The sequence below is a fragment of the Sphingobium sp. genome, assembly GCA_035196065.1.
In the GTDB taxonomy this organism is placed as follows: domain Bacteria; phylum Pseudomonadota; class Alphaproteobacteria; order Sphingomonadales; family Sphingomonadaceae; genus Sphingorhabdus_B; species Sphingorhabdus_B rara.
In genome coordinates, this window is sequence record CP136575.1 from 2,464,985 (window position 1) to 2,490,018 (window position 25,034).

23 protein-coding genes are annotated in these 25,034 nt (G+C 56.4%); 4 read left to right on the plus strand and 19 right to left on the minus strand.

Annotated features, from left to right (window positions below; genetic code table 11):
- Nucleotides 1–5: 5 nt before the first annotated feature.
- The 4 genes from RSE16_11855 (at nt 6) to RSE16_11870 (ending at nt 4,187) form a co-directional block, all read left to right on the plus strand.
- Entirely contained in the window at nt 6–1,322 is a 1,317-nt protein-coding gene (locus tag RSE16_11855; protein ID WRH75394.1) for an ectonucleotide pyrophosphatase/phosphodiesterase, read from the plus strand.
- 129 nt (nt 1,323–1,451) lie between these two features.
- Nucleotides 1,452–2,123 (plus strand): response regulator transcription factor, encoded by a 672-nt coding sequence (locus RSE16_11860; GenBank protein ID WRH75395.1) that lies wholly within the window; start codon nt 1,452–1,454, stop codon nt 2,121–2,123.
- 112 nt (nt 2,124–2,235) lie between these two features.
- On the plus strand, nt 2,236–3,114 hold the full coding sequence (locus RSE16_11865; GenBank protein WRH75396.1) for a UDP-2,3-diacylglucosamine diphosphatase: 879 nt from the start codon (nt 2,236–2,238) through the stop codon (nt 3,112–3,114).
- Entirely contained in the window at nt 3,111–4,187 is a 1,077-nt protein-coding gene (locus RSE16_11870; protein ID WRH75397.1) for a glycosyltransferase family 1 protein, read from the plus strand. Before RSE16_11865 ends, RSE16_11870 begins: the two co-directional genes overlap by 4 nt.
- A 10-nt stretch (nt 4,188–4,197) precedes the next feature.
- Here the strand turns inward: RSE16_11870 and RSE16_11875 are convergent, their stop codons facing one another.
- From RSE16_11875 to RSE16_11965, 19 genes are all read right to left on the minus strand, one after another.
- Nucleotides 4,198–4,965, minus strand: coding sequence for a prepilin peptidase (locus RSE16_11875; protein WRH75398.1), 768 nt, complete (start codon nt 4,963–4,965; stop codon nt 4,198–4,200).
- A gap of 14 nt (nt 4,966–4,979) precedes the next feature.
- Entirely contained in the window at nt 4,980–5,711 is a 732-nt protein-coding gene (gspN, locus tag RSE16_11880; GenBank protein WRH75399.1) for a type II secretion system protein N, read from the minus strand.
- Nucleotides 5,708–6,190 carry a type II secretion system protein GspM gene (gene gspM / locus RSE16_11885; GenBank protein ID WRH75400.1) on the minus strand — a complete coding sequence of 161 codons (483 nt, stop codon included), beginning with the start codon at nt 6,188–6,190 and terminating at the stop codon, nt 5,708–5,710. The genes gspN and gspM overlap by 4 nt, the downstream gene beginning before the upstream one ends.
- Entirely contained in the window at nt 6,187–7,269 is a 1,083-nt protein-coding gene (gspL, locus tag RSE16_11890; GenBank protein WRH75401.1) for a type II secretion system protein GspL, read from the minus strand. Before gspL ends, gspM begins: the two co-directional genes overlap by 4 nt.
- A complete protein-coding gene (gene gspK, locus RSE16_11895; protein ID WRH75402.1) occupies nt 7,266–8,258 on the minus strand; it encodes a type II secretion system minor pseudopilin GspK in 993 nt (330 codons plus the stop codon). The genes gspL and gspK overlap by 4 nt, the downstream gene beginning before the upstream one ends.
- Entirely contained in the window at nt 8,251–8,886 is a 636-nt protein-coding gene (gene gspJ / locus RSE16_11900) for a type II secretion system minor pseudopilin GspJ (GenBank protein WRH75403.1), read from the minus strand. The genes gspK and gspJ overlap by 8 nt, the downstream gene beginning before the upstream one ends.
- Complete coding sequence (gspI, locus tag RSE16_11905; GenBank protein ID WRH75404.1) at nt 8,886–9,254, minus strand: type II secretion system minor pseudopilin GspI; 369 nt, start codon at nt 9,252–9,254, stop codon at nt 8,886–8,888. Before gspI ends, gspJ begins: the two co-directional genes overlap by 1 nt.
- Complete coding sequence (locus tag RSE16_11910; protein WRH75405.1) at nt 9,244–9,708, minus strand: GspH/FimT family pseudopilin; 465 nt, start codon at nt 9,706–9,708, stop codon at nt 9,244–9,246. Before RSE16_11910 ends, gspI begins: the two co-directional genes overlap by 11 nt.
- Complete coding sequence (gene gspG, locus RSE16_11915; GenBank protein WRH75406.1) at nt 9,686–10,201, minus strand: type II secretion system major pseudopilin GspG; 516 nt, start codon at nt 10,199–10,201, stop codon at nt 9,686–9,688. Before gspG ends, RSE16_11910 begins: the two co-directional genes overlap by 23 nt.
- A gap of 2 nt (nt 10,202–10,203) precedes the next feature.
- A complete protein-coding gene (gspF, locus tag RSE16_11920; GenBank protein ID WRH75407.1) occupies nt 10,204–11,424 on the minus strand; it encodes a type II secretion system inner membrane protein GspF in 1,221 nt (406 codons plus the stop codon).
- Entirely contained in the window at nt 11,417–12,949 is a 1,533-nt protein-coding gene (gene gspE, locus RSE16_11925) for a type II secretion system ATPase GspE (protein WRH75408.1), read from the minus strand. Before gspE ends, gspF begins: the two co-directional genes overlap by 8 nt.
- Complete coding sequence (gene gspD, locus RSE16_11930) at nt 12,946–15,111, minus strand: type II secretion system secretin GspD (protein WRH75409.1); 2,166 nt, start codon at nt 15,109–15,111, stop codon at nt 12,946–12,948. The genes gspE and gspD overlap by 4 nt, the downstream gene beginning before the upstream one ends.
- Nucleotides 15,111–15,947, minus strand: a complete 837-nt coding sequence (locus tag RSE16_11935; protein WRH75410.1) for a type II secretion system protein N — start codon at nt 15,945–15,947, stop codon at nt 15,111–15,113. The genes gspD and RSE16_11935 overlap by 1 nt, the downstream gene beginning before the upstream one ends.
- A gap of 132 nt (nt 15,948–16,079) precedes the next feature.
- Nucleotides 16,080–18,740, minus strand: a complete 2,661-nt coding sequence (locus RSE16_11940) for a TonB-dependent receptor (GenBank protein WRH75411.1) — start codon at nt 18,738–18,740, stop codon at nt 16,080–16,082.
- Between the two features lie 133 nt (nt 18,741–18,873).
- On the minus strand, nt 18,874–20,445 hold the full coding sequence (locus RSE16_11945) for a hypothetical protein (protein ID WRH75412.1): 1,572 nt from the start codon (nt 20,443–20,445) through the stop codon (nt 18,874–18,876).
- Between the two features lie 228 nt (nt 20,446–20,673).
- A complete protein-coding gene (locus RSE16_11950; GenBank protein ID WRH75413.1) occupies nt 20,674–21,030 on the minus strand; it encodes a hypothetical protein in 357 nt (118 codons plus the stop codon).
- Nucleotides 21,031–21,748: 718 nt separating this feature from the next.
- On the minus strand, nt 21,749–21,874 hold the full coding sequence (locus tag RSE16_11955; GenBank protein ID WRH75414.1) for a hypothetical protein: 126 nt from the start codon (nt 21,872–21,874) through the stop codon (nt 21,749–21,751).
- Between the two features lie 689 nt (nt 21,875–22,563).
- Entirely contained in the window at nt 22,564–24,591 is a 2,028-nt protein-coding gene (locus RSE16_11960; protein ID WRH75415.1) for an AAA family ATPase, read from the minus strand.
- 29 nt (nt 24,592–24,620) lie between these two features.
- Complete coding sequence (locus RSE16_11965) at nt 24,621–25,031, minus strand: hypothetical protein (protein WRH75416.1); 411 nt, start codon at nt 25,029–25,031, stop codon at nt 24,621–24,623.
- Nucleotides 25,032–25,034 lie beyond the last annotated feature (3 nt).

Consider the following 25,034-nt stretch of genomic DNA (forward strand, 5'->3'; position numbering starts at 1 on the left):
TGCGAATGATGCCCCGCCTTCTGGCTGCTGCCGCCCTGCTCTCCCCTGGGGCAGTAGTGGCCGAGCCTGTGCTGCTGATCTCGATTGACGGCCTGCAACCGGCCGATATCCTTGAAGCAGAAAAGCGGGGCATCGACATCCCGAACCTGCAAAGGTTCGTAACGCAAGGCAGCTACGCCAGCGCCGTTGTTGGCGTGCTGCCGACCGTCACTTATCCCAGCCATGCGACTTTGATTACCGGGGTTTCACCCGCCGAACATGGCATCGTGTCGAACACCGGATTTGATCCACTTCAGATTAACCAGTCAGGCTGGTATTGGTACGCCAGCGATTTCAAAGTCCCAACTTTATGGGATGCCGCTGCCAAGGCGGGGCTCAAGACCGCAAATGTACATTGGCCGGTCAGCGTTGGCGCGACATCAATCACGTTCAACTTGCCGCAAATCTGGCGCACCGGGCATGGCGACGACATCAAGCTGATGAAGGTTCTGGCAACGGCTGGTCTTGTCGATCGTCTCGAAAAATCCGTTGGACAAACCTACGCCCAAGGCATTGACGAAAGCATTGTGGGCGATGAAAATCGGTCGCTGTTTGCCGAAGCCTTGATCCGCGAGGAAAAGCCGGATTTCATGACCGTTTATTTCACTGCTCTTGATCATGAGCAGCATGAAAAGGGACCAGACACCGCTGAAGCGCACCGTGTCCTTAAGCGCATTGATACAATCGTCGGCCGACTGGTCAACGCGCAGATGAAGGCTGATCCCGATGCGGTGATCGCTATCGCATCGGACCACGGCTTCGCGGCAACTTCAACCGAGATTAATCTCTATAGGGCTTTCATCGATGCCGGCCTGATCAAGCTCGATTCCGCTGGCAGGATCAAGAGCTGGCAAGCAGCGCCCTGGAATTCTGGTGGCTCGAGCGCGATCATGCTCGCCAACCCCGATGATGCAGCGGTTGCAGCCCGCGTCCAGGCGCTTCTCGAGAAACTCAAAAGCGATCCTGCCAACAAGATCGCGAACTTAGCTGTTCCTGAAGATGTCGCGTCCATGGGCGGTAATCCAAGAGCCAGCTTCTATGTCAATTTCGAATACGGAGCCTATGCCGGGGGGTTCAAAGGCGTTGATGCACCGCTGGTTGCTCCCTCTGCTTCGAAAGGCATGCACGGCTATTTTCCCCGCGGCAGCAGAATGCGATCATCATTCATGATTATGGGTAAGGATGTGTCTGCAAAACGCGACCTCGGCGAAATCGACATGCGCATGATAGCGCCAATGCTTGCCGCGCATCTTGGCATCAGCCTTAGCCATAGAACGCCATAGTCCGGGTGTTTTACCCCAGAAAATTCGACTTATCACTGCAACTCTTCGGTCGGCGACCCGTGAAACAGGAGTCATGAATTTGTCATTTAGAGGCTGCATTTAGCAGAAATTGCAGAGGGGAAGCCAATAATGACGGATCGGAAGACAGTGCTCTTTACAACGCACCGCCCTACCCTCCTCACGGAATTGCAGAGGGAGCGCCCTGACCTAGCAGTAATGGTCATTGGATCAACGGTTCCTCCTTTAGATCCATCATCCGCAACCTGGTGCTTCGTCGATTTTGTAATGCACCCGATTTCGGGAATTGAAATGTGCCGCCGGCTTCGCAATGAACTGGCGACACACGAAGCCAACATAACGATGGTGTTTGAGGAACTGGATTCCGATCTTGTCTCTCGCGCGCTGAAGGCGGGAGCTGATGACTATACGATCGGAACACTGGCAATTAGTGACATCTTACACCGGCTAGACACCAAGTCGATCCCGACAACTTGGTTGAACGCTAAGATCGAGCTTGGCGAATTGGCAATTGAGCCGCTCGCTCGCCGGATCAGATACAGAGGCCAAAGGGTGGATTTGGCACCCAACGAATTCAATTTACTTCTGCATCTTGCGCATCAGCCGGACCGGGTCTTTACCCGCGAGGACATTATCAAGCTGATTGGCAAACCATCCGAGGAAATAGACACTCGCACAGTCGATGTCTGGATCGGCCGGCTCAGGAAGGCGCTCAAACTGGGTGGTGCACCTGACATTATTCGAACGGTTCGTCCCATGGGATATATGCTTGAGATTAATTGAATGGTGCAATAAAACCGACATCAAACCGACGCTGAATTGTCCCCATATCGCGACGTGAATGTAAAATTCTTCCTCTAAATAACGACCATAAGTCGTTGGGGGAGACGGAGCGATGTTGAATAATGTTGAAACCGCAGCAAGAAATCTTACCGCTCCTCCAGCAGCTAGTCCTCCAGACTGGATAGCATATCCGGAGCCAAAAAGTTTTCGACCTAAGGCGCGGTTTCGCACGATTTGGGTTTCGGACATTCACCTCGGTACAAAGGGCTGCAATGCCGAACTGCTGCTCGATTTTCTGCAATCCACCGAAAGCGAGACGCTCTACCTCGTCGGTGATATCATCGACGGCTGGCGGCTGCGCAAGGGTTGGTATTGGCCCGACACCCATAATGAAGTCGTGCGTAGGATTTTGAAGATCGCGCATCGCGGGACGCGGGTTGTGTTCATTGTCGGCAATCATGACGAAATGCTCCGCGATTATGCAGGTTTCTCCTTCGGCGGGATCGAACTGGCGCGGGAAGCAATCCACGAAACTGCTGATGGACGGTTGCTCCTGATAACCCATGGTGACGCTTTTGATGGCGTCGTGCTCTACGCACGTTGGCTCGCCTTTCTCGGCGACAAAGCCTATGAATTACTGCTCAAGGCTAATGTCTGGCTGAACCGGCTGCGCAAGTGGTTCAACCTGCCCTATTGGTCACTGTCATCTTATCTGAAAAAGCGGGTTAAAAACGCGGTCCAATATGTCTGCGCATTCGAGGATGCGGTGGCACGCGAGGCTGCGGAGCGCGGTGTGGACGGCGTGGTATGCGGCCATATTCATTGCGCCGAAATTCGCCAGATTGGCGAGACAACTTATTACAACGACGGCGACTGGGTGGAGAGCTGCACCGCGCTGACCGAAGCATTTGATGGCAGCATGCAAATTGTAGACTGGCTCGAAGTACATCGCAGTGAACATGCGTCCCGGAAAGTGCGGGAGACTGTATGAGGATCGCGATTGTAACAGATGCCTGGTTCCCGCAGGTCAATGGCGTTGTACGCAGCCTTGTCATGACAGTATCGATCCTCCAGCGGCGAGGTTACGAGATTGAACTGGTGACACCTGATCAGTTCGCGACATTGCCGATCCCGGGCTATAGAGAAATCCGTTTGGCGGTCGCTCCTCGGTTCCGGGTCCGAAAGACATTGGGCAACTATCGGCCCGATATCGTGCATATCGTAACGGAGGGTCCGATCGGATGGGCAGCGCGGTCATGGTGCATAAGCCGCAATGTTCCTTTTACAACAGCCTTCCATACGCGCTTTCCAGACTATGCGGCAGTGCGGACAGGCATTTCGGCCGATCGGTTCTGGCCCATCATGCGCCGTTTCCACAAGCCTGCCCGAGCGGTGCTTGTTTCGACCTTCAGTTTGATCGAAGAGCTGGAAAAACGGGGGATTAGAAATTCCCGACTGTGGTCACGCGGCATCGACAAATCGGTATTCCGCTCCGGCCTGCCACCCCTTGAGGCGCTGGCCGACTTGCCACGTCCAATTTTGTTGTCCGTCGGACGGGTAGCGTCCGAGAAGAACTTGCCTGCATTTTTAAATGCCCCCGTTGCCGGGACCAAAGTTATAGTAGGCGACGGTCCGGCGCTTGCGCAATTGCGCGCACGGTTCCCGGATGCCATTTTTCTAGGCGCACTGTTCGGCGAGGAACTCGCACGCGCTTATTGCAGTGCAGATGTTTTTGTCTTTCCCAGCCGCACCGACACTTTTGGTCTGGTGGTCATTGAAGCGCTTGCCTGCGGTCTGCCGGTAGCGGCCTACCCCGTCGCCGGCCCGATAGATATATTGGGGCGTTCGGGTAGAGGCAATTTTGATCAGCTGTCCGAACCGGCCGGCGTGGTCGATGAATCGCTTTCGCACGCCATTATCCGGGCGCAATCGGCATCGCCTCAATCAGCAACAGAATTGGGATCCAGTTTTGACTGGGAAAAATGCACCGACCAGTTTCTCAGCGCGCTTATCGATGCAGTCGAAAGCCCGTCGGAAGAAATTCAGAAATTACTGCCTGCCTGACTTTGAGGCGCTAAAACCAATACGAAAACCATTGGCTACATAGAAGTAGGGGAACAGCCAAAGCAAGACAGGTGCCGAATGGGAGCCGTGTGACATCACGTCCTCGCACAGTCGCAAATAAAACAAGCACCAAGCCGAAACCACTGGCCCCCAACAGCAACAGAGGCAGATCGAGCGGGGCACACCAAAGTGCAATCGCAGCAGCCAGTTTCGGGTCTCCTGCCCCCATACCTTCTCGGTGGCGAAGCACCATATAAGTACGGCGCAGCGCTTCGAGCAGCAAATAGGCAAGCACGGCACCCATCAGCCGCGTAGCAAGTCCAGACCCGCCAGAAGTGACACTGCCACCAATGGTTCCGACCGCTGCAAGGGCTATCGTCAGCCGGTCAGGTAACCAGAAATGCCGTGCGTCCAGCATCGCAATGGGCAGCAGCAGCAGCAACAATGTTAACCAAGCGAACGCCGCTGTTGGTGGCAGCAAAAGAAAGACCGTGAAAGCAACAGCTGCACTCAACGCCTCGCTTAACGGCTGTATGCCATCAATCGGCGCTCGGCATTGGGCGCATCGCCCGCGCAGCGCTACCCATGACAGCAGCGGCAGCATTTCGTACCACGAGAGTGTCCGACCACATCCGTCACATGTCGAGCGGCCCGCCACGGTCTGTTCCGATCGCGGCCAACGCAATACGATGACCCCGATATAGCTTCCGATGATTGCACCGCACATACCAGCAAGAATGGCGGAAACCAGAGGGCCGACGTAAAGCAATATGTCCACGGGATTACCCAAGGCTACCAGAATTTTCCCTTGGCGCTAAGCCGATAGCCACTTGCAACTGGCGTGAGGCCCGCTTGATCCAGCAGCGGAACGAGCTCGGCTGATGGTTGTTGTAACAGCAGCTTTACACTATAGCTGCCGGTGCCGGAAATGCGCAGTTCCAGGCGTTCCATTCCTGACCCGCTGGTCATCGGCAGCAACAAATCCCCTTTGTCACACCGTGCACGGCCAATCAGGCCATCACCTAACCCCAGAATTGCGAATATCTCGCTGTCGGGCCGACTTCGAATACTTCCGCTTGCCGTGCGACACCGCCCATCGGAAAGATCGACCGACAGATCTTCAAATTCCAACCGCACCGCAGACATGCCGGGCAGCAACCCGCCAATTACGATCGGGCCGTTCAATTGTTCGACCGCAACTCCGCTAAAGCTCTTTGCAATACGGCCCCGCAGCCCTTCTGTGCCAGCCGCGGCAGGCTGACTGAACCATAAGGAATAATCGGCAGTAAGCAGACCGAGAGGACGCAATCCTGCTTCAATCGTTCCGATAGCAACAGACCCCGCGCGCATGTCAAATATCCGGCCGGCCCAAATCGAACCGCTGGCGCCGGATGCGGCCATGGTCGAGCTGTTGGGAATGCTGGTTGAAAGCAGAAAACGCATCGGCATTAACGCGAGCAATGCCAGTATGAACACCAAGCCGGCGGCGATCCTGGCACGACGCGAAAGCTGGAATGCGATCATCGCCCGGCCCTTGTCAAAACGATCCGCGCCGCGACTGTTTGGTCGCCGGCCTGCTTGATCTCGATGGTCTCAACCAAGACACCCGACATTTCGGTTTCTGCTATCCATTTCATCAGCGCAGCTGGCTTGGCTTGGGCCATGTAAAGCGCAACCTTGTCCTGTCCTTGAGATGTCAGTTCGTCGACCGAGAAGCCAGCTTCGGTTGCAGTCCCGCGAATGATTGGTTCCAGCGCTGCCTGTTCACCAGCGACAACGGTGGGGCTGGCATTTGCCCGCAAATCAGCAACCATAGCCTCGACGGAAACGCGCCGCTCCAACGCTTCGCGATAGGCGATACGTTGATCGGTGATCGCATTGGTCAGCGGCAAATAAAGCCCATATATTGCAAGCACAAGGGCAGACAGTCCAGCGGCAACGGCAACCATCACCCGCTCGCGCAGCGACATATTGCTGTACCAGTTTTTGAATGCTTCGATCATGGTGTCCTCACAGTGATCGCCGCCGCAATCGCGCCATTGGCTTCCTGCCGGGGCGTCGCCGTTACCTTGAAACCCTTGGCCTGCAAATCTGTCAGCACACGATTAATCGGATCAACCGATGCAGCCGTCAACGTCAGCGACACTATCCTGTCTTCCCCAAAGCGTAGGTCGCGCAAAATTGCACCCTCGGATTGACGCAGCGACTGCCAGACCGCCACAGTCGCAACGGTAAAGCTGCGCTTTCCGCCGCCACGCGAAACCAACTCACGCTCTATCCGCGCGGGCGCCTCGTCAGGGGACTGAACCGACGGCACCATCTTTTGGGCAGCGGCAAGCGTTGCTGCGTCTTCGCGCGCGACAGCCTGTTTTGCCTGGACCCAGTTCGTAATGGCAAGAAGCAGGCTCAAGATAAGTGCTGCACCGCCGATAATCCCGGCAAAGCGCAGTTTGTTGCGGTCAATTGCCGACCTCCGACGTTTCTTCGCAAATTCACCGCTACGAAGGTCAATAGGCGATGCTTGCAGCGCAGCGCGAAGACTGTCGCCGAGTTCGGCATCGTTGATCTCGAGAATGCGCTGTCCGTCGATCAACCTGGCGAGCAGTTCGGATTCGTCCGGCAAGAGCAGTGCTCCCGAGCGGACAACTGCCATTCCGCCTAGCCTAGCGCGGACCGGATCAATCTGATCTGGGAGGACGAGCCCAAAAGGCCAGACATGATCCGGATCAAAGCCATGTGTCTGCAATATACCCAAAGCAGCCGCAAACTGCGCTCGATCAATCGTGATCGACTGAATATCGGCGTCTCGGGCCTGCGCTGCGACATGCACTTTGCCAGGATCGACAGAGGCTGATGCTGCATCAAGCCGAGCGGCCGTTTCGGCCTGCCGTTTTGTCAGGCCGTCATAATGATGCACCCGCATTACGCTGTCTTGCGGTGCCACCAGCGCAATAAGCAAGGGCGTTTCGCCCTCAGTCGGGGCGGCATGACCCGGTTGCAGCGCGGTTTCGGTCAAATCCCAGAAGCGGGGCTGATCGGTCGGATCGCAAGGCAAAATGCTTATTCGGGCAAGCAAGGTCATCCTGCATCACCCCAACGGCGCCATATGGTCCGAACTTGCGGCGATCGGGCATCGAGAAGCGCCTCGCTCTCCAGCTCAATTGATTCAGCCGCGATTCGGCTGCGTATAAAAAACCAGTTGCTTGTCACACCTATTTGACCCTGAATATCGGCTGGGATTTGGGCTGCGGCCAATTGCGGCTGCGCCCAGAACCTGACGGCGCTGCCATAGCCTCCGGCTGGTCTAATGGCGAGCAAAGCCTTCGCCTGCGTCGGCGAAACTTTTCCCTCAAGTAACGCCGCAAGCAATATCGCACGTTCGGGAATGAGCGTGTTGGCATTGAGTTTAACGGGCTCCGAAATCGGCAAAGCGCAGATCCAAGGGCGCAATCGTTCAAAATGGGACGATGTCACCCCCCGAACGGCCCGCAATTCGCCCGCATCGACCAAGAGCCTATTGGCCGCCAGAAACGGACTGCTCAATCCGGCATAATAGCCGTCCTCTGCGCCATAAGGTAAGGCGTCGCTGTCACTGTCGATCCAGTCTGCAGTTGCATCGGCAATCACCGCCGCATCGGCAGGCGCGATTGCCAACAGCGTCATCAGTTTGGCAAATTGACCGATACTGCGACGGTTAGCGGACAACTGCCCTCCCTTGCCGGAGACGAGGCTGTTGAGATTGAAGCAATTCTGGCCATCGCTGATGTTCACCACTGCCTGGCCCCGGTCGACTGGTACCGGCAAGTCGCGCCCCAGCCAGTCTCCGTTTACGGTCAATTGCGCGGGGCTGGACTGGATCAGGTCTTCCAGCCGCACCGCCGCGATCGCCTCTGCGGCATAGCTATAGGCCCGCGCCTGCGCCATTGCAGCCCCATTGACCGCCAGACGGGTCGACAGACGCAACCGGTCCAGCGCAGTTGCAGTGATCACGGCCATTACAGCAACCAGCAGCAAAACGGTCAACAACGCTGCACCCCGTTCACGCTCGGGCATTTTAATGGCATCAGACACCGGACAGTTCCTCCGGCTCAACAGGCTTAGGCAAGCCATCGGCACCAACAAGGAACAGCATCTTATAAGCGGGTGCGCCGGCTGCGACGATCTGCATTTCGACTGCGCGCGGCATCGCTTCAGGATCCAGCGCGGACCAATCGCTCCTCCATATGCCGGTAGCATCCCTGAACCGGACAGAGATGTCAGCAACGTTGGCGAGAATGATGGCCTCGCTGCTTTGGCCGCCATCAGCATGGGCAGTCGAACCGCGCACAAGCTGACCCTTGGTGAAACGATACGAAATTCTGCCGAGCGATGACTGGCCGGTATCGTCTGTGCCGACCGCACCTATGCGACTGAAGGAAAACAACTGGCCATCGACGGTGGTGAAGGCCGCATCGATAGTGCCACCAGATCGGCGCACCGGCCGGGGCACAGCCTGAGCAAGGTCTGCTTCGAGAAGGTTCGACAAACGACTTAACGTGGCGCGTTCGCCCAATTTGGTACGCAACTGCACCTGCCCGTCGGCACTGCTACGCAGCAAGGTGACCCCTGCAGCGGAGACTAGCCCGAAAACGAAAAGCGCAACAAGCATTTCGACAAGCGTGAAGCCATTGGCACAAGTTATTGGACGAACCATGCGCATTACAATGCCCGCCTTGCCAGCGAGATCACGGCCTTTCCGCCCTGCACGCCTTCCACAACAATATCAACGCGGACGAAACGGGAGTCATCGGTTTGTCGCGCAGTCTGGCGCCAGACAAAGTTCTGCCCGCCATTGCTATCGTTTCCGCGCGTTTCACCCAGCACAGGTGGCTGGGGACCAGACAACACATCGACCGCGCGATTGCGAGCGACCTGCCATGCCATTTCATGGCTGATCACGTCCCCGCCCGTACGCAGCGAAAAAGCAGACAATCGGATCAGCGCAAGCGCAGCAAGGCTGAAAATCGCGAGCGCGACTACCACCTCGATCAAGGTGAAGCCATCGGGTCGGGGATGGTCAGCGCGCAACTGCCACCTCACCCGAAGCACTGATCTTTACGATGCTGCGATCATCCGTATCGGACAGGGTAATTTCGACTGCGCGGGACGGCAAGCCGGTGGCATCAAAAAAGATGCGGTTGTTGGCCGGGCCACTTATGCGTACCCCGCTGCTAAATTCTTGGTTGCGGAAGGCCGTATCCAAGTGGGGTTGCCATTTACCGTTTATCCTTCTTTCGAAACCATAGCCTGACGCGCGTGTCCAGACCGCGATCGGTCTCGCCTGCAAAACGGCTTCATCGCGCGCAGATGCGATGCGCGCGGCCAGCCTTTCAGCGTCGGTGCGTAGCGCGCTGCCACCCGGCGGGACCACAAGGACCACCGCCGCCGATGCTAGGCCAAGGATAAAAACCACAACCAGCATTTCGACGAGCGTGAAGCCGTTCTCGGTTGGCGTGGGTTTATTCCGAATAGATATCGGCATTTTCATTTTCGCCACCAGGCGCTCCGTCAGCCCCTAGCGAATAAACGTCAAACGCGCCGTTGCGGCCGGGATTGGCATATTGATAGGGCCGACCCCACGGATCATTTGGCAGTTTTTTGATGTATCCCGGGCGCGCCGAGCTGGATCCAGCAGCGGCCGGCGGTGTTACAAGTGCCTGCAAGCCCTCGCTTGCCGAAGGATAGGTCATGTTATCCAGCCGATAACTCTCCATCGCCTGTGACAGCGTAGATACATCCGCCTTGGCCTTAGCCACCATCGCTTTGTCCTGATTGGGCAGAACGTTGATAACCACGACGGTGGTGACAAGCCCGAGGATGAAAAGCGTCACCAGCATTTCGGTTAGGGTAAAGCCGTTGGACCGAATTCCCGGCGACTGGCGCGGTTCGGACTTTGGCAGCTTTTCCCGGCGGCTCTGGCGGACCGGCATTCCGGTATCGGTGAAGAGGTTCCAGATGAGTTTGCGAGAGATCATGGTCACAGTCCTGCAAGGTTTTGCAATTGAAGAATGGGAAGGAGGATCGACAAGATGATGACGGCAACGACACCGCCCATCATTACAATGATCAGCGGCTCAAGGAGGGAAAGCGCTGTTGCCGTAAAGTCGTCGAATTCGCGTTCAAGATAATCGGCAGCCCGCTCGAGCATGATATCCAATTGCCCGGCACTCTCACCGCTTGCCGCGAGATAAACGAGCAGGGGCGGGAAGACCCCAGTCGCTCGCATGGCACCAGATAGGCTGCCGCCCCCGCGCACCTGTTCAATCATCATGTTGTTGGCCTTGCGCAAGGCCCTGTTGCCGATGGTATCGCGGGTGAGCCGTAATCCATCAAGCAAGGGCAAACGGCTTGACACCATCGTGGCGAGCGTCCGCGACAGGCGTGCTGCATTGAGATCACGGATCAACCGGCCCAGAAAGGGAAGACGAAGCAGATGGCTGTCCACCCTTAGCCGAACAGTTTCTCTCCGCAGCAATGCCGCGAAGACGCCCACGATGAAGGCCAGTGCCAAAAGTAGCAGCCACCAATAAGCAGCGAGAAAAGCGGAAACGCCAATGACGATTTGGGTGATCAAGGGCAATTGCTGATTTACATCGTCAAATTGCTCAACCACGCGTGGCACGACCGAAATCATCAATGCCGAAACGACCAGCGTTGCGACCAGCGTTAGGATTAAGGGATAGGCGAGAGCCGAGAGCAGCTTGCTGTTTATTGCTGCCCGCCGCTCCAATAGCGTCGCAAGCCGCAAAAGTATCTCGGGAAGTGCCCCTGAACTTTCACCAGCTGACACCATCGCCCGATACAGCGGAGGGAAACTGGCTTCTTCGCGACGCATCGCTTCTGAAAGGCGCTGCCCTTCGACGACACCGCTATGCACATTGCCGAGGATTGCACGGACCTGCATAGATTCGGTTTGAAGGCTCGCAGTACGGAGCGCTTCTTCCAGCGGCGAAACTTGCACCAGCGAGGACAATTGTCGGGTAAACAAAGTGAGCTGCTTCAGACCTAGCTTTGGCGTTCGACGCAGGATCGCCGTGACCGAAACCGTTCGCGCTTCACTGGCTGCCGGCTCGACAGCGATAATATGTAATCGTTGGCGGGCAAGGCGCGCGCGCGCAGCAGCGTCATTGGCAGCAGCCACCCGACCAGTGCGTTCTCGGCCTTCAACATCGATTCCCCGCCAAGCGAAATCAGGCATCTCCGCTTGCCTCCGCACGCATGATGCGTACTGCCTCTTCAGCAGTCGTCTGACCTTCCGATACCAGCCGCCGTGCAGCCGCCGCGAGATTGGGATTATTGGCGAAAACATGACGGGCGATAATTGCTTCGTCGCCGCCATTGGTGATGTACCGCCTTACTGTATCGTCGATCTTGATTGTTTCGAACACGCCAATACGACCCTGAAAGCCAGTTTGACCGCATGACGGGCACCCCTTTGCGCGGTAAATCACGCTTCCGGCATCAAAGCCAAGCAATGCCGCAGCGCTCGCATCAGTCTGCACGGGCTCTCGACATTCCTGACAAAGACGACGCACCAGTCGCTGCGCGATGACCCCCCGCAAAGTCGACGCCAGCAGAAATGGTTCGATCTTGAAATCGCGCATGCGTGTAATGGCGCCGATTGCATCGTTCGTATGCACTGTAGAAAGCACAAGATGCCCTGTGAGTGCCGCCTGCACAGCAATGTCTGCGGTTTCGCGATCGCGGATTTCCCCGACCATCACCACGTCAGGATCCTGACGCAAAATCGCGCGCAGCCCAGCCGCAAAGGTCATTCCAACCTTGGCATTGACTTGAGTCTGGCCAACACCTTCGAAGGCATATTCAACTGGATCCTCGACCGTCAGTATATTGCGCTTCCCGTCATTTAGTTGCTTGAGACAGGCATATAAGGTCGTCGTCTTGCCCGAACCGGTGGGGCCGGTCACAAGAATGATGCCATTGGGCTCGGACAGCGCTGACCCCACCATCGTCCGTGCATTTTCAGACATGCCCAGCAAGTCGAGCGAAATGAATGCGTGATCCTTATCCAGAATTCGAAGAACCACGCGTTCGCCAGCGCGACTTGGTAGGGTCGAAACGCGCACATCGATCGGTTTTCCGCCTAGTGTCAGGCTGATGCGGCCATCTTGCGGCACACGCCGCTCGGCGATGTCGAGTCTTGCCATGACCTTGATGCGGCTGACCACGACCGGGGCGACATGAGGCGGCATACGCAGCCGTTCCTGCAAGACACCATCTTGCCGCATGCGGACAACAAGGCCGGTTTCATAAGGTTCAACATGGATATCGGAGGCGCCTTGGCGGATCGCCTCTGCAATAATGCCGTTAATCAACCGGATCACCGGAGCATCGTCGGCGCTGTCAAGCAGATCATCGGCGCTCGGCAAGGCAGAGCCCAAAAGGTCTCCCTCGTCCGTCTCTTTGCCGATCGACCCGGCCATCGCTTCGGCCGTCCCGTCAACGGCATATGTTTCTGAAAGATGCCTATCAAAATCAGCGGGTTCGGCAATCTCGACATCGAAAGGCATTGCGAGATAACGGCGAACCTCAAGCAAATCAGCAGGGTTAGCATCGCTGCGCATGGCAACGCGCAGCCGCCCGCCGTCATCGTCAAGGATAACCACACCCCTGCTTTTGGCGAATGCATAAGGCAGATTTACGCGCAACGCTGGCAACAGCGGCGAACCCGGAACCTCTCCTTCCGGCCTGCTATCGCTCATGGTCGGACCTCGCTTTCGGGCAGCGACTGGATTGCGCCATCCTCGGTTCTGCTGCGATCGGTTGACGCGCCAATTAGGACATCGCCCTGCGAAACCGTCGGAGCCACGGGTGACACCGCACCCATATAGTCCCGAAAAAGCTGATCGATCGAAGGCTCAAGATCAGGATTACGGTCAAGCTGCAGGTTGCGCACATAATCATAGCGACGCGCGGTATGGACATCGCCGTCAGCACGGCTGCGGATGACGGTCGGACGGATAAACACCGTCAAATTGGTCTTGCGCCTTGTCCGGCTCTTCGACTTGAATAACTCGCCCAGCAGCGGAATATCGGACAGCAAGGGAATTTTCTCGATGGTCCGGCGTTCATCATCGTTCAGCAGGCCGCCAATTGCAAGGATCTGGCCATCGCCTACCGTCAGGGTCGTTTCGAATTCGCGCTTGTTGAAAATCAGGTCCGACGATCGGTTCGACACTGGGCCGGCGACACTCGAAACTTCCTGCCGGACGAAGAGCTTAACTTCGCCCTGCTTGTTGACCTGCGGCATCACCTCCAGCTTGATACCTACTTCCTTGCGCTGCACGGTCCGAAAGGCATTGTCAAAATTGCCAGAAAGAGCCTCACCAGTCGTGATTGGCACATCTTGCCCTACCAGAAACTTGGCCTTCTGGTTGTTCAGCGTCACAATATGCGGCGTTGCGAGGATGTTGGATTCGGTATCATTTTGCACGGCGTTGATGATCGTTCCGAAAATCGCATCATTGCCGATGTCGAGTGCCAGCCCGCCAAAACCACCGGTTGCGTTAAGTAATGATTGGGCAGCTGCCTGCTGCAAGCTGTCTCCAAGCGGAGAACGCTGCGTTGTGGTCGTCACATTTCCATTTACCGTGGTTGTGTTGGTGGCCAATTCTTCTGCAGCTACCGCCCCGCCAATGGTCAATATGCTTGGAACGGCATTGGAATAGTTGGTCGCCGCAAAGGGGGCATTCTTCCCACCAACAAGGAACTGAACACCAAGGCGCTTTGCCGCATCGTTGCCAATCTCAACGACGATAGCCTCAACCAGCACCTGTTGCGGACGCGTATCGAGTTGCCGGATAAGTTCGCCCAGCATTTTCTGCACGTCCGCACTCGCCGCAATGATGATGGCATTGCTGCCTTCATAGCGACTGACAACCACCTTCCCGCGACCGCCGAGCGCCGTTGCCGAACCAGTGGCAGTAATCGGGGCGGCAACCGACGCAGCTGACGTGGCGCCCGCGCTTGGCGACGCATTTGCAGCCGCCGCAGGCGCAACGCCTGCATCGCTGCTTTCACTTCCCGTTTCACCGATCAATGAACGGATAGTAGGCAGCAAAGTCTCGGCATTGGCATATTCAAGCGGATAGACGCGGATTTCGGCACCGGATTCTGCCCGCTTGTCCAGTTCGCGTGCCATAGCAGCAAATCGTGAAACCGAAGTCGGATCGCCGCGCAACGCAATAGCATTACTTGAATCTACCGGAACCACCGTCACCGGCGGACGGCTACCCTCGCCGCCGACGCCCTGCCCTGCGAGACCCTGCAGCGCGCTGGCAATCTCGCGTGCTCCAGCAAAATCCAGCGTTACGATCTGTGTTGCGGCGCTATCGCGATCGATCTGACGAACAAGATCGCGAATGCGGCGAATATTGTCTGCATAATCTGCAATGACCAAGCTGTTTGCATTGCGGTTGGCCGTGATTGAACCTTCCCGGCTGACCAAGGGCCGCAAGGTTTCGACGGCCGCCGTGGCATCGATCGAACGCAGCCGGAAAACCTCTGTCACAAACTGGCTAGCGGGTGCCGAAGCCGATCCAACGCGTGACGGCTGGGTTGCCGCCCCTTCAGCCTGCTGGATGCGATAACCGCCGCCGCGCAAAGGAATGGCGACAAGGCCATTGGCCCGCAGGGTAGACAAAAATACTTCAAAATATTCAGAACGCGACAGCGATCGATCGGTAACTACCGACACCTTCCCCTGCACCCTGCTATCGACGATGAAGGTTTGACCCGTAACGCGCGCGGCATCCTGCACAAAGGCGCGAATATCGGCATCTCTTACGTTCAGGACATGCTGGGCCTGCAAGGGGGTTACAGCCAGCAAGGCGACAAGCGAACAGGCGATCAGATATTTCTTCATTATGGTTCCAGAATAATGGCGACCGGGACTTTTTGAGCACCCCGCTCAACATCGAGCGTCAGGCGCGCACCGGGGCGCAATTGGGCTGCAAGTTCGGAAGGCGCGGAGACAGGCCTGCCGTTGATGGCGGTGATAATGTCACCCTTCTGCAATCCGGCAACGCCGAGCATCGTGCCGTCATCCTTGGCGGCAACGACCAAACCAGTCACCCGGCCTCCTTCGCTCCTCGGGGTGAGGCCGATCGATTGTTGCAGGTTCTGGGAGTTCAGCTTGGGCGCGCCGTTCTTGGAACCGGCTGGCCCCGATACCGTTGTGACTGGCGGGACCGAAGGCTGCGGGGTTACATTCTCCGCAGGGACTGACTGATCGATGAAAAGCTTTTCAAGAATGCCGTTATTACTGATCACGACATGGTCGAATGCGACTGCATGCAGCACGGCGCCGGGCATGATTGTTTCGCCGACGGTCCAACTCGACTGGATGCCATCGGCGCCTGCGATAATGGCCGAGCCGCCCCCTGAAGCCTCATTGGTTCGGATCCCGTAAAGTGTCAGCGGCAGTGACGTAACAATTTCTGTATTTGTGGACGCAAACTGCGTCCTGAAAAATGGATCAAAACCGCCAAAAAGTGCCGACCTCTCCGCCAGTGGAACGATTTGGGCCTTGGTGGGTCGCCAATCGCCGATTGGGGCTAACGGCGTGACAACCGTCCAGATCAGGCGGGCGGCCTGAACCGCTGCAACCACAATTGCCAACACTAGAAGGAGGTCGGCAACCGAAGGTCGCGGGACGCGCCCGATCAACCGACTGACCTTTGTTCGCAATTGATTTTCCAACCGAACTACTCCCTGACCGAAAATGATTTATTCCGGTCCGAAGACAGTTGGATGACTCTTGCGTTTCACTTTAATGACAAAGGCGAAAGAAAAGGTCGGCAAAGAGGTGCTTCGCCCTTTCTTTCGCAAAAATCAAAACTCGACATCAATACCTAGGCTGAACGAACGGCCAGGCTTATACCGATTGTAGAAGATGCGATTGTCGCCATTTTGCTGGAATTCCTGATATTTGGTTCCGGTCAGGTTCCGCGCCTCAAACTTCAGTTCGATTTCCTGATCACCGATCTTGATCCCCTGCCGTGCTACAAAATCCAGTTCGAAACCTGGGCGCTCGACAATGTCAGGCTGATTGGATGCGCCGCGGCTGGTAACCCGATCTGACGCATAATTCAAAAGCAGCGTCTGCGCCGACAGGCTGTCGGTATCTTCAAAACCAAACTGCAGATTGACCAGATGGTCCGACTGGCCCGTGAGCGGCGCGCCGTCACGGAAGAAATCAGCCGCATTGGTCGAAGACGCCGAAAACACGGCAACAGGATCGCCAGGTTTCACGCTGATCTTAGATTTGGAATATGTGTAGTTGGCCACCAATACGAGACGACGCGTCGAGAAGAATCCTTTTTCGGAAAGCGAAGAAAGATCGAAATATTTCTGAAGCTCGAACTCGGCACCGTAAAGCTGAGCGGTCGGTGCGTTGGCGAAGCTGGTAACGACGCTGTTATCGTTGAAGCTGGAATATGCCTCGATCGGCTTATCAATTTTCTTGAAGAAGCCGGCAGCCGAAAGCCGCTGATCGCGATCGAAATACCACTCGTACCGCGCTTCGGCATTGTACAGTTGGCTGTCGGTTAAAAGCGGGTTGCCGCGATATTGACGGTTACTGTCCGGATCGAAAAAGGTCTGGAAGATCAGTTCCCGAAACTGCGGGCGCGCGATCGTCTTAGAACCGCTGACGCGGAATTGCATCTGGTCAGCCAGTTCCCATGTAATCGTTGCAGACGGCAGCCAGTATTTCTTGTTGAGCGCAGTCGAAGCCAAAACCGCCGTAGGCGTGGTGAAAACCTGCACGGCTTCGACCGATTGCTTAGCGGCCTCATAACGCACACCCAGATTAACGTTGATTTCGGGTGTGATATAGGCGCGGATCTGGCCATAGCCGGCATTGTTGACCAAGCTGGCATCAAAGATCGGATTGCCTTCATTGGTGTCGATCAAACCAATATTATAGAATTTGATGACATCGGGTTGCAGCAGCAAATCCGGACGGAACAAGGCAACTGCGGTCGGAAATGTTGTCGGCGCTGTGAACAGGAAATCACGTTTTTCTGTGCGGCGTGCCGTATCCGTATAAGCATACCCAATCGTCGCAGTAATATCGGGCGTGACATTATATGTCAGGTCGAGGCCGCCTGCCCAAAGATTTTCGTTCAGGTCAGAATAGCTGACTTCGGCGCTGCCCTGCTGACCGTTATTAAGGCGATTTATGAAATACTTGCCATAGGGATCGCTCGCAACATTGCTGCGGAAATATTCGAAGCTCAATTCGCCCGGAGCTTCGCGCTGCGAATTTGCAAAGGCCAGACGCACGTCGAGTTTGATGTCTGTCGCGGGGCGGAATTCGCCGACAAGTTGCGAAGTAACGAGTTGACGTTCAAACCAACCAGTATCCTGCTGCTGCAATGTAGCGATCGGCGACAGCGTCTGACGCGTGCCGACGCCCAACCGTGTCTGCTTGATTGTGTCGCGGATAAAGACATTGGTCCAGCGCAACTTCTGGTCACCGGCTTCAATGCCGAAACCGACCATTGCGTTGGCAACGATCCGATTGTCTGTAAGAACCCGCCGGAAATCGAGTTCCTTTTGCGACAGATCCGCCGATGCTGCTGTCTGCTGGATCGTATCGCGGGTCCGCCATTTGTTGCTGTATCCAGCGGATGCAAGAATACCGAGCGTTGCATCGTCGCCGATTTCAAAGCTGGTGCCACCCGACAAACTCGCCGAGCCATTGACTGGAAGATGTTTGTTGCGCTGGATCACGCCATTGCGTCCGGTCACCAGTTCAGATGCAATCGCCTGGGTGTTGACGTTGCCTTCACTTATCCGAGCGCCGCTGTTCAGGTAACGCTTTAAGGCCGGTGGGACCGCACGATTATCGTTGGTAAAACCACTCCAGTCGATGGAACTGCCGTAATGGGTATAGCCAAGCTGATTGGTCGTCTCGCTATTACCGCTAACGCTTCCGCCAACGCTGAGAAAGGTTTCCTCGGGTATTGCCTTGGTTGTCAGGTTGATGACACCGCCGCCAAATTCGCCGGGAAAGTTCGCCGAATAGGATTTCTGAACAAGCGACGAAGCGATGAGACTGGTGGGAAAAAGGTCAAGCGGCACAACGCGGCGCAGCGGTTCAGGGCTTGGCAAGGGTAAGCCGTTGAGCAGAGCAAGCGAATAGCGATCGCCAAGGCCGCGCACATAGACATAGCCATTGCCCACAACGCTAAGACCGGTGACGCGGCCGAGCGCGCCAGCAATGTCGCCTTCGCCTGTGCGGGCAATATCGGCCGCCGACAGGACCGAAACAACTTGGGGTGCAGCCTTTTCGACATTCTGGCTGCGACGACCTTGAACGACAATTTCGCCTCCGGGGATTGACACGTCGACAGTTTCATCCTGCGCAGCGTCGGCACTAGTCTCGGCGTCCGCAGCAGCTTCCGGCGGTTGCTGGTTTGCATCGTCCTGCGTGGCCGCGGCACCCGCAGGCTCTTCGGCCGACTGCGCGAATGCGTATGATGGCATTACGAGAGCGGTTGTAACGAGCAGGAGGCTCATTCGCCCAAAAGGCTTCAGCATTGGAATTCCCTTATCCCCGATTGGAAAAAGGGGTGAGGTGCCGCCACGGCGCACCCCACCCCGATCATCATTAAGCGCTTCAGAAGATCGGAAGCGAGGTGCAGAGGCCGGTGTTGCCGGTGCCGAAATCGGCAGTGCTGCTGTTGCAGGTCCAAGTGCGGTACCAAGTGTCGTTGGCATCGCGGACTGCACCGATGTATGTCACGGCATCAAAGAACGACGAGATGCTGGTCGGGTTGAATGCCGGAATTGCTGTTTCAGCTGTGCCGTTGATGAACAGCGAGCTGAAGCTGGGCGTGAAGGCATCATTGTTGTTGTTCGAACCCGTGCCGAAAATGGCTGCAACCTGCGCTTCGGTCACGCCGTTGCGACCCGAATATTTCGGGTTGCCGCACTGCATCGCGACCGAGCGGAAGACCGGAGCACCGGCTTCATCGATTGCGGCATCGGCCGTGGCTGATGCGGTCTGCGCCCGGCTGATGGCAAGGCAGGCCGTGTTCGGAGCCGATACGACACCATTTACCAGCGTATAATCGGTGCCACCACGCAACAGAATAGCAGTCTGGTTGCCGGGAGTTGCGCGCTGGAAGAAGGCGAAGTTTGAAATCCGCGTATCCTGACGCGGGTTGTTCCCGTCGAGCGCATTGTCTGAGTCCGCCTCAATGATCGAGTCACCCGCAGCGGCGCGCTGAACGGCGATCACATATTGGAAGTTTGCCTTCAAACCCACGTCGGTATCGATGCTATCGTCCTCAGCACCGACTGAGATGTAGTATTTCATGTTAACGCGGCCACCGAAGAACTCAGCACCATCGTCCGAACTGTTAAACACCTGAATGTTGTTGAGCACTGTTCCGGTACCCGTACCGCCGGTGGTCAACGCCTGCAATTCGGAGTTGCCCGAGAGCACGAAGCCCGAGAAGCGGATCTGGACGAAGCTCATCCGGCCGCTATTGTCTGCGGGGTTAGCACCGCCGTAAAGCGCAGGATCAACGGCACCTTCAACCTGGCGTTCGCATGCAGCGGTGCCGGGCGTTGCTGCCGGTGCAGCGCAGTCGGTTACAGGTGCGCGACCAGAAAGAACGACCCCGCCCCACTGACCGCTGGAGCTATCGGTATTGAGGCCGAGGACATTGTCACGGCTGGTAAAGATGATTGGCAGGGCTGCCGTGCCAACTGCGTTGATGCGGTTGCCGCGGTTGACGTGCAACCAGGAAACACCCGTGCCGCCAAACACGATCACGCCGGGTTCAATAGAGAGCGTTACGACATTGTTGGTCGATGAAGCGCCCTGATCCGTGCCGACGTCAACACGGCCGCCGAGACGGTACAGCAGGCCCGCAACGCGCGGGAGCGTGGAGCTAACATTGACGCGCGCAGGCAATGTGCAGACGCGATAGGTACCGGTCGGACCGGTGATTGTGCCGGAATCAGTCAAACCCTGCGGATCGGCAATCGTCGGGCATCCACCAGCCGGGGTCACCGCTGCGGGCGGCGGCGGCGGCGGCGGCGGGGGTGGCGGCGGAGCCGGATTGTTGATGGTGATGTTGCCACCTGCACCAGGCGATGCAATGTCATCTGCGCCGCAGCCAGCGAGCAAACTGGCTGCCGCCGTCACATAAACGATCCCACGCAATTTAGGGTCAATCATTCTGAATCTCCGCAATAAACCTTTGCCCTGATCGGGCAGCGAGACATGCGGGCGCGAATCTGAAAAGGGCCCCACCCGTCGTCGAGTAGAGGCCCTATGCTATGCGTGTGACTCTATTGTTTGGATTTGATGACAATACTGTGAATGTTATGTGTCATTTTTATTTCTGTATCCACAGGGATACATCCACGTCGCAAATGCGCGCGTGAAATTTAGATTAAAATATTTTTAATTTAGTGATTTGAGCGCCAATAATGCAGCCTTACGCGAGCCCATAACCGAACCATCGGCCAGCACAAGATCCACCTCCTCGGTGGATTTCGCTGCAGCTTCAAACGCTTTGCGCGCACTCGCCTTGTCGCCAAGCCGCGCATGCGCCCGACCGATGTTAATCAAACGGGCCGGATCGTTGCGCGCAGTCTGATCGGCGAGCAATTGGCGCAAGGCACCTTCATTGTCGTTCGACATTAGCGCCGCATAGCCTGGTGTCGTGCGATCCGCATTCACCTCAGCCAAGGGAGCCTGCGCGACCGCCGCAGAGGCAACAAACATGGCGGCCATCCCACCAAAGAGAATCACTCTCATCGTATATCTCCTTCTCCGTTCTCCTGATTGTTACACTATCATTACAGTCGACGAAAAAAAGCAAAATCGGTCGGTCGGATGGCTTTTTGGGCAGTGGGGCATAATGAGCTCTGCAAGCGTCGGGTGCAGTGCCTCGAAATGCCTCGTACGAAGGCCACGCACGGGGGACGAAACAATGATCTCGAACCAGCCTCAGCCTCGCCGGGATTTCCGGCAGCGAGGGGTTTAAACGACCAGTTCGATTAGAAGGTTGAACGGAAACGGCGATTTTGCTTCGTCTCGACTTAGAGCATACCAAGACATCCTCGGCGAGTCCGCTGGCAAAAGTCCAAATTTTTCGAGCCTTTTTGCCAATAAAAAGCAGAATAGGGATTTGGAATCCCAACCGTATTTCTTTTCTGGCCAGCCGATCCTTGATTTTTATTTCGCCTAGTCAACCACCGACCGCAGCGAATGCTGCCTCTCGATTCATTAACTTGGCTTACAGCTTTAATCTTGTTGGAGGACGAGTTTATTTCGACAATCCCAGCAATCGCCTCTCAGCTTTTTAAGCGGCGCGGTAAGCGCGGCAAATGGGCGTCTCCGCTGCGAACCGTAAGAGACACCCCTGCCCTGCACGGACGCAAACTGGCATTTGCGCGGCGGGAGGACGAGCGTCGTGCACCTGCGGCCGGCTATCGGACAGACCGCATACCAGCGCACACCGGCAGATGCCGCCCTAGAAGCGCAGTTGCGCCAACCTGTCGATTTCATCTTCCACGAACCCCTCTCGTTCGATCAGCCGATCCACCAGCCGTTCTCGCGTAGGTCTGCGGGTATATTTGGACAACGCACGGAGGCGCATGTCAGCCTTGTAGATGGCGCGATGGGCTCTCTCGATCGGGCACTCGCGTTGCGAGCCATATGCGACGTTCCAGCCGCTTACGGACGCGAAGTGTGTTTTGCCTGGCGGGAGAACAAGGACTGCGCACCTGCGGCCAGTATGTGGGCACAGTGCATACCATCGCTCTCCGCCGAAGGGGGCCGGCAGGCAGTCGAGCCACACCATACAATCGACCTTCCTGTCGAAGGCTCGCCCGGTGATTTTCAGGCAGGGAAAGGGTTCTCTACATTCGATGTCAGTCATCAAAGTCAGCCGCGCTATAACCTCTCCGTCGCTGCTCCAATATCGCTCCCGACGGTTGAAACAGTGTCGCCTAAGCATACCGAGGCTTTTAAGTTGCGACAGACTGATGCGCACGCACTCGTCGGTCGACGGCCGGTTGGTGCGTCGCCCAGATCCGTAGCCACCCATGCCGCCTCCAGATTAATCGAAATTCCCTGCGTAAATACATTTTTTAAGTGACTGCGTCGATTATTTTCGGAGGGATGGTTTCTAAGTGTTTCGAAGTTAAGTTTCGGCCAGCTTGCTTCTGCTACACGCTTCACCCCTATAGGGTGGTGAAGCATGCAGCATTTGAAGCAGCATTTGCTCGCAATGCTACAATTGCTGATTTGTAGCATTTTGAAGATGAAGCACGATCCGTACCCGCATCAACTAGGCGCCACGCTTGGCAGATACAAACGATCATGATGCGTCTTAAGGTGGCCTTGCTCGCACAGCCGGTCGAGCGCCCTTTTGACACTCGTTCGGCGTTGGTCACGCCGTCCTTTAGAACCCTCGGCCGGTTGTGGTTCAAAGGGTATCAACTCGACACAAGCGTCTATAACATCTTGGGTTAAGGCCCCCTCGGACGTGCCTGCCCCGCATTGGCGCGCGCGGTTCATGATATCCCTTTGCCTCGCGCCGGTAGGTCCATCGGACTTATTCTTCCTTTGTGGAGCGGGGACATATTCAACAACACAACTGGTTTCAGGATCGCCGTCAAAGTCGACGCCTAAGTCAATGACATTAAGATGAAACCCCCATGCAAGATTGTCGTCGCCATCTTTCATTTTCGTGATCTTTAGCAGCCGACCACTATCATTGGCGCTGACCTCGAGTTCAGCATCTGCTGCAGCCCTGATACCCGACCACCCCCGCGCACCACGTGCCGCATCTTTACCCGCATGGTGAACGATTAGTGCTGTTGCGCCTGTGACTTGGGTTAGCGTTCGAATGTTCCCTAGGGCGCGCCCCATGTCTTCACTGGAGTTCTCATTCTTTCCCGGCGTCACCTGCGCGAAGGTATCGATCACAAAGATATCAGCCGCGACTGCTTTAAGCGCTTTGGCTAGCTCAGCGATATCCACATCTTTGATGACGTCAGGTGGCACATTGATAACTCCAATGTCAAAATCCGCCTCATTTATGCCGTGGCGCTTACAGTAGGCCCGAATACGCTTTCCAACTCCCCCTGCCCCCTCGGCAGCGATGATAACGGCATTCGCCTTGTTTACACGGTGTCCTTGCCAAGGAACGCCTTGAGCGATTGCGGCAGCCATATCCAAAGCGACGAAGCTTTTCCCGCTACCAGACGCTCCGTACAGGACGATCAGATCCGCCTTTGGTATTACGCCTTTTATATACCATTCACACGGCTGGTGCAGAATAGGATCTCCAGCCGAATAAATCGGAAACTTACCGGAAAAGCCTTCGGGCGTACGCACCCCATCGACCTGAGGCAGTTTTTCTAACTCCTCTTCGACAAGATGGCGCAGATTGTCTGCCTCCCATTTGGGTGCACGATAACCAGCATCCTTGGCCATCTTGATGACGGTCGCCATCGTGACCTGCCTGCGGCGCTGCCCTTTCCGGCGATCGAAGCTGTCCCACTGCGTGCGCAACCCCTCAGTGCCGGGGTAAGTAGCCCCGTCAGATGACCATTCGTCCCAGAGTTCGAAGCCGGTGTCGTCCCCTTGACCTTCATGATGCAGGGCAAGGCCAATTCGGATCCAATCGTCTCGACTCATGTTAGGGTCGAGCGCAGACAGTAGTTCCTCCATCTGCTCGACCGACAGGCCGAGGCGTGGTTCGCGACCGATCATGAAGTCCTCGGGGTCGGCCTCGACCTGTGGCTGCGAAGTGCGGAAGCGATTTTCGCAGAGGTTGCGCACATCGTCGCCCGCAGGCGCGATGTAGTTGGGCCCGACCACTAAGTCTGACACGGGCAGGATGTTGCCGGTGAAGGTCACGAAGCCCGAGGAGCTGAAGGTCTCGAAGCCGTACTGGTCGTCGGTCGCCTTGCTCTTGCGGTTGCCCAGATCGCCCTTCAGGGCGGCCCTAATGCCCTTGCCGCTCGGGCTGTACTCGGCATATGTGCGACCGACGATCTGTTCGATCTCGGGCGGCAGGGAGCCGTCAACGCCGACGCAGTTGTCGAAGTCGAGGAAGGTGTAGCCGCAGCCGGGCAGCGGTGCGAAACCCACACCTTCAAAACCTTTTTCTGCAGCGGCGGCTCGCGCAGTCGCGAATGTTGTCAAACGCTCGCGATCATTGCGATCACCATTTGCCCCATACCGCCGCATACCATCAGCCCAAGACGGTACCTTGCGAGGCCGGGCCTCACCCTCGACCTGCTCGAAGCGCCAGATCAACCACGCAGGGATTTCGCGCAGTTCTTCGGGTACCTCTATCGACATGATTTTGGTTACGCTAGCGCTTTGCCGGATCATACGCCAACCTCGCAAAGATCACCGTTGTTGTCGGAATATTTGTTGGGCAGTTTCGCAATTGTATCGAGCACGGCCGAAGTGAGCTTTAGCGCTTTTGTCAGTTCAGCTTTTGTGTCTCCCAATGACCGCTCCAATTGCATCAGTGACAACCATAGGGCGTCATTATCGCTAAGAAGGTTGCGGAAGGAAACGCCGTAAAGGTGTTCCATCACCATCGCTTTACCCAACGGGACCGAACCTTGCTTTTGCCAGCGATTGAACTCATTAGGCGTAATGCAGATTGCGCGCGAAATTGCCACGACACCGCCTGCCCGAGCAACGACTTCCTCGAAAGCAATCGCTTTGTTTGGTGTCTGACATTCAACTTCAAGCTGGTCTGGTATTGGTTTGTTCTTAGTATCCATCATTTA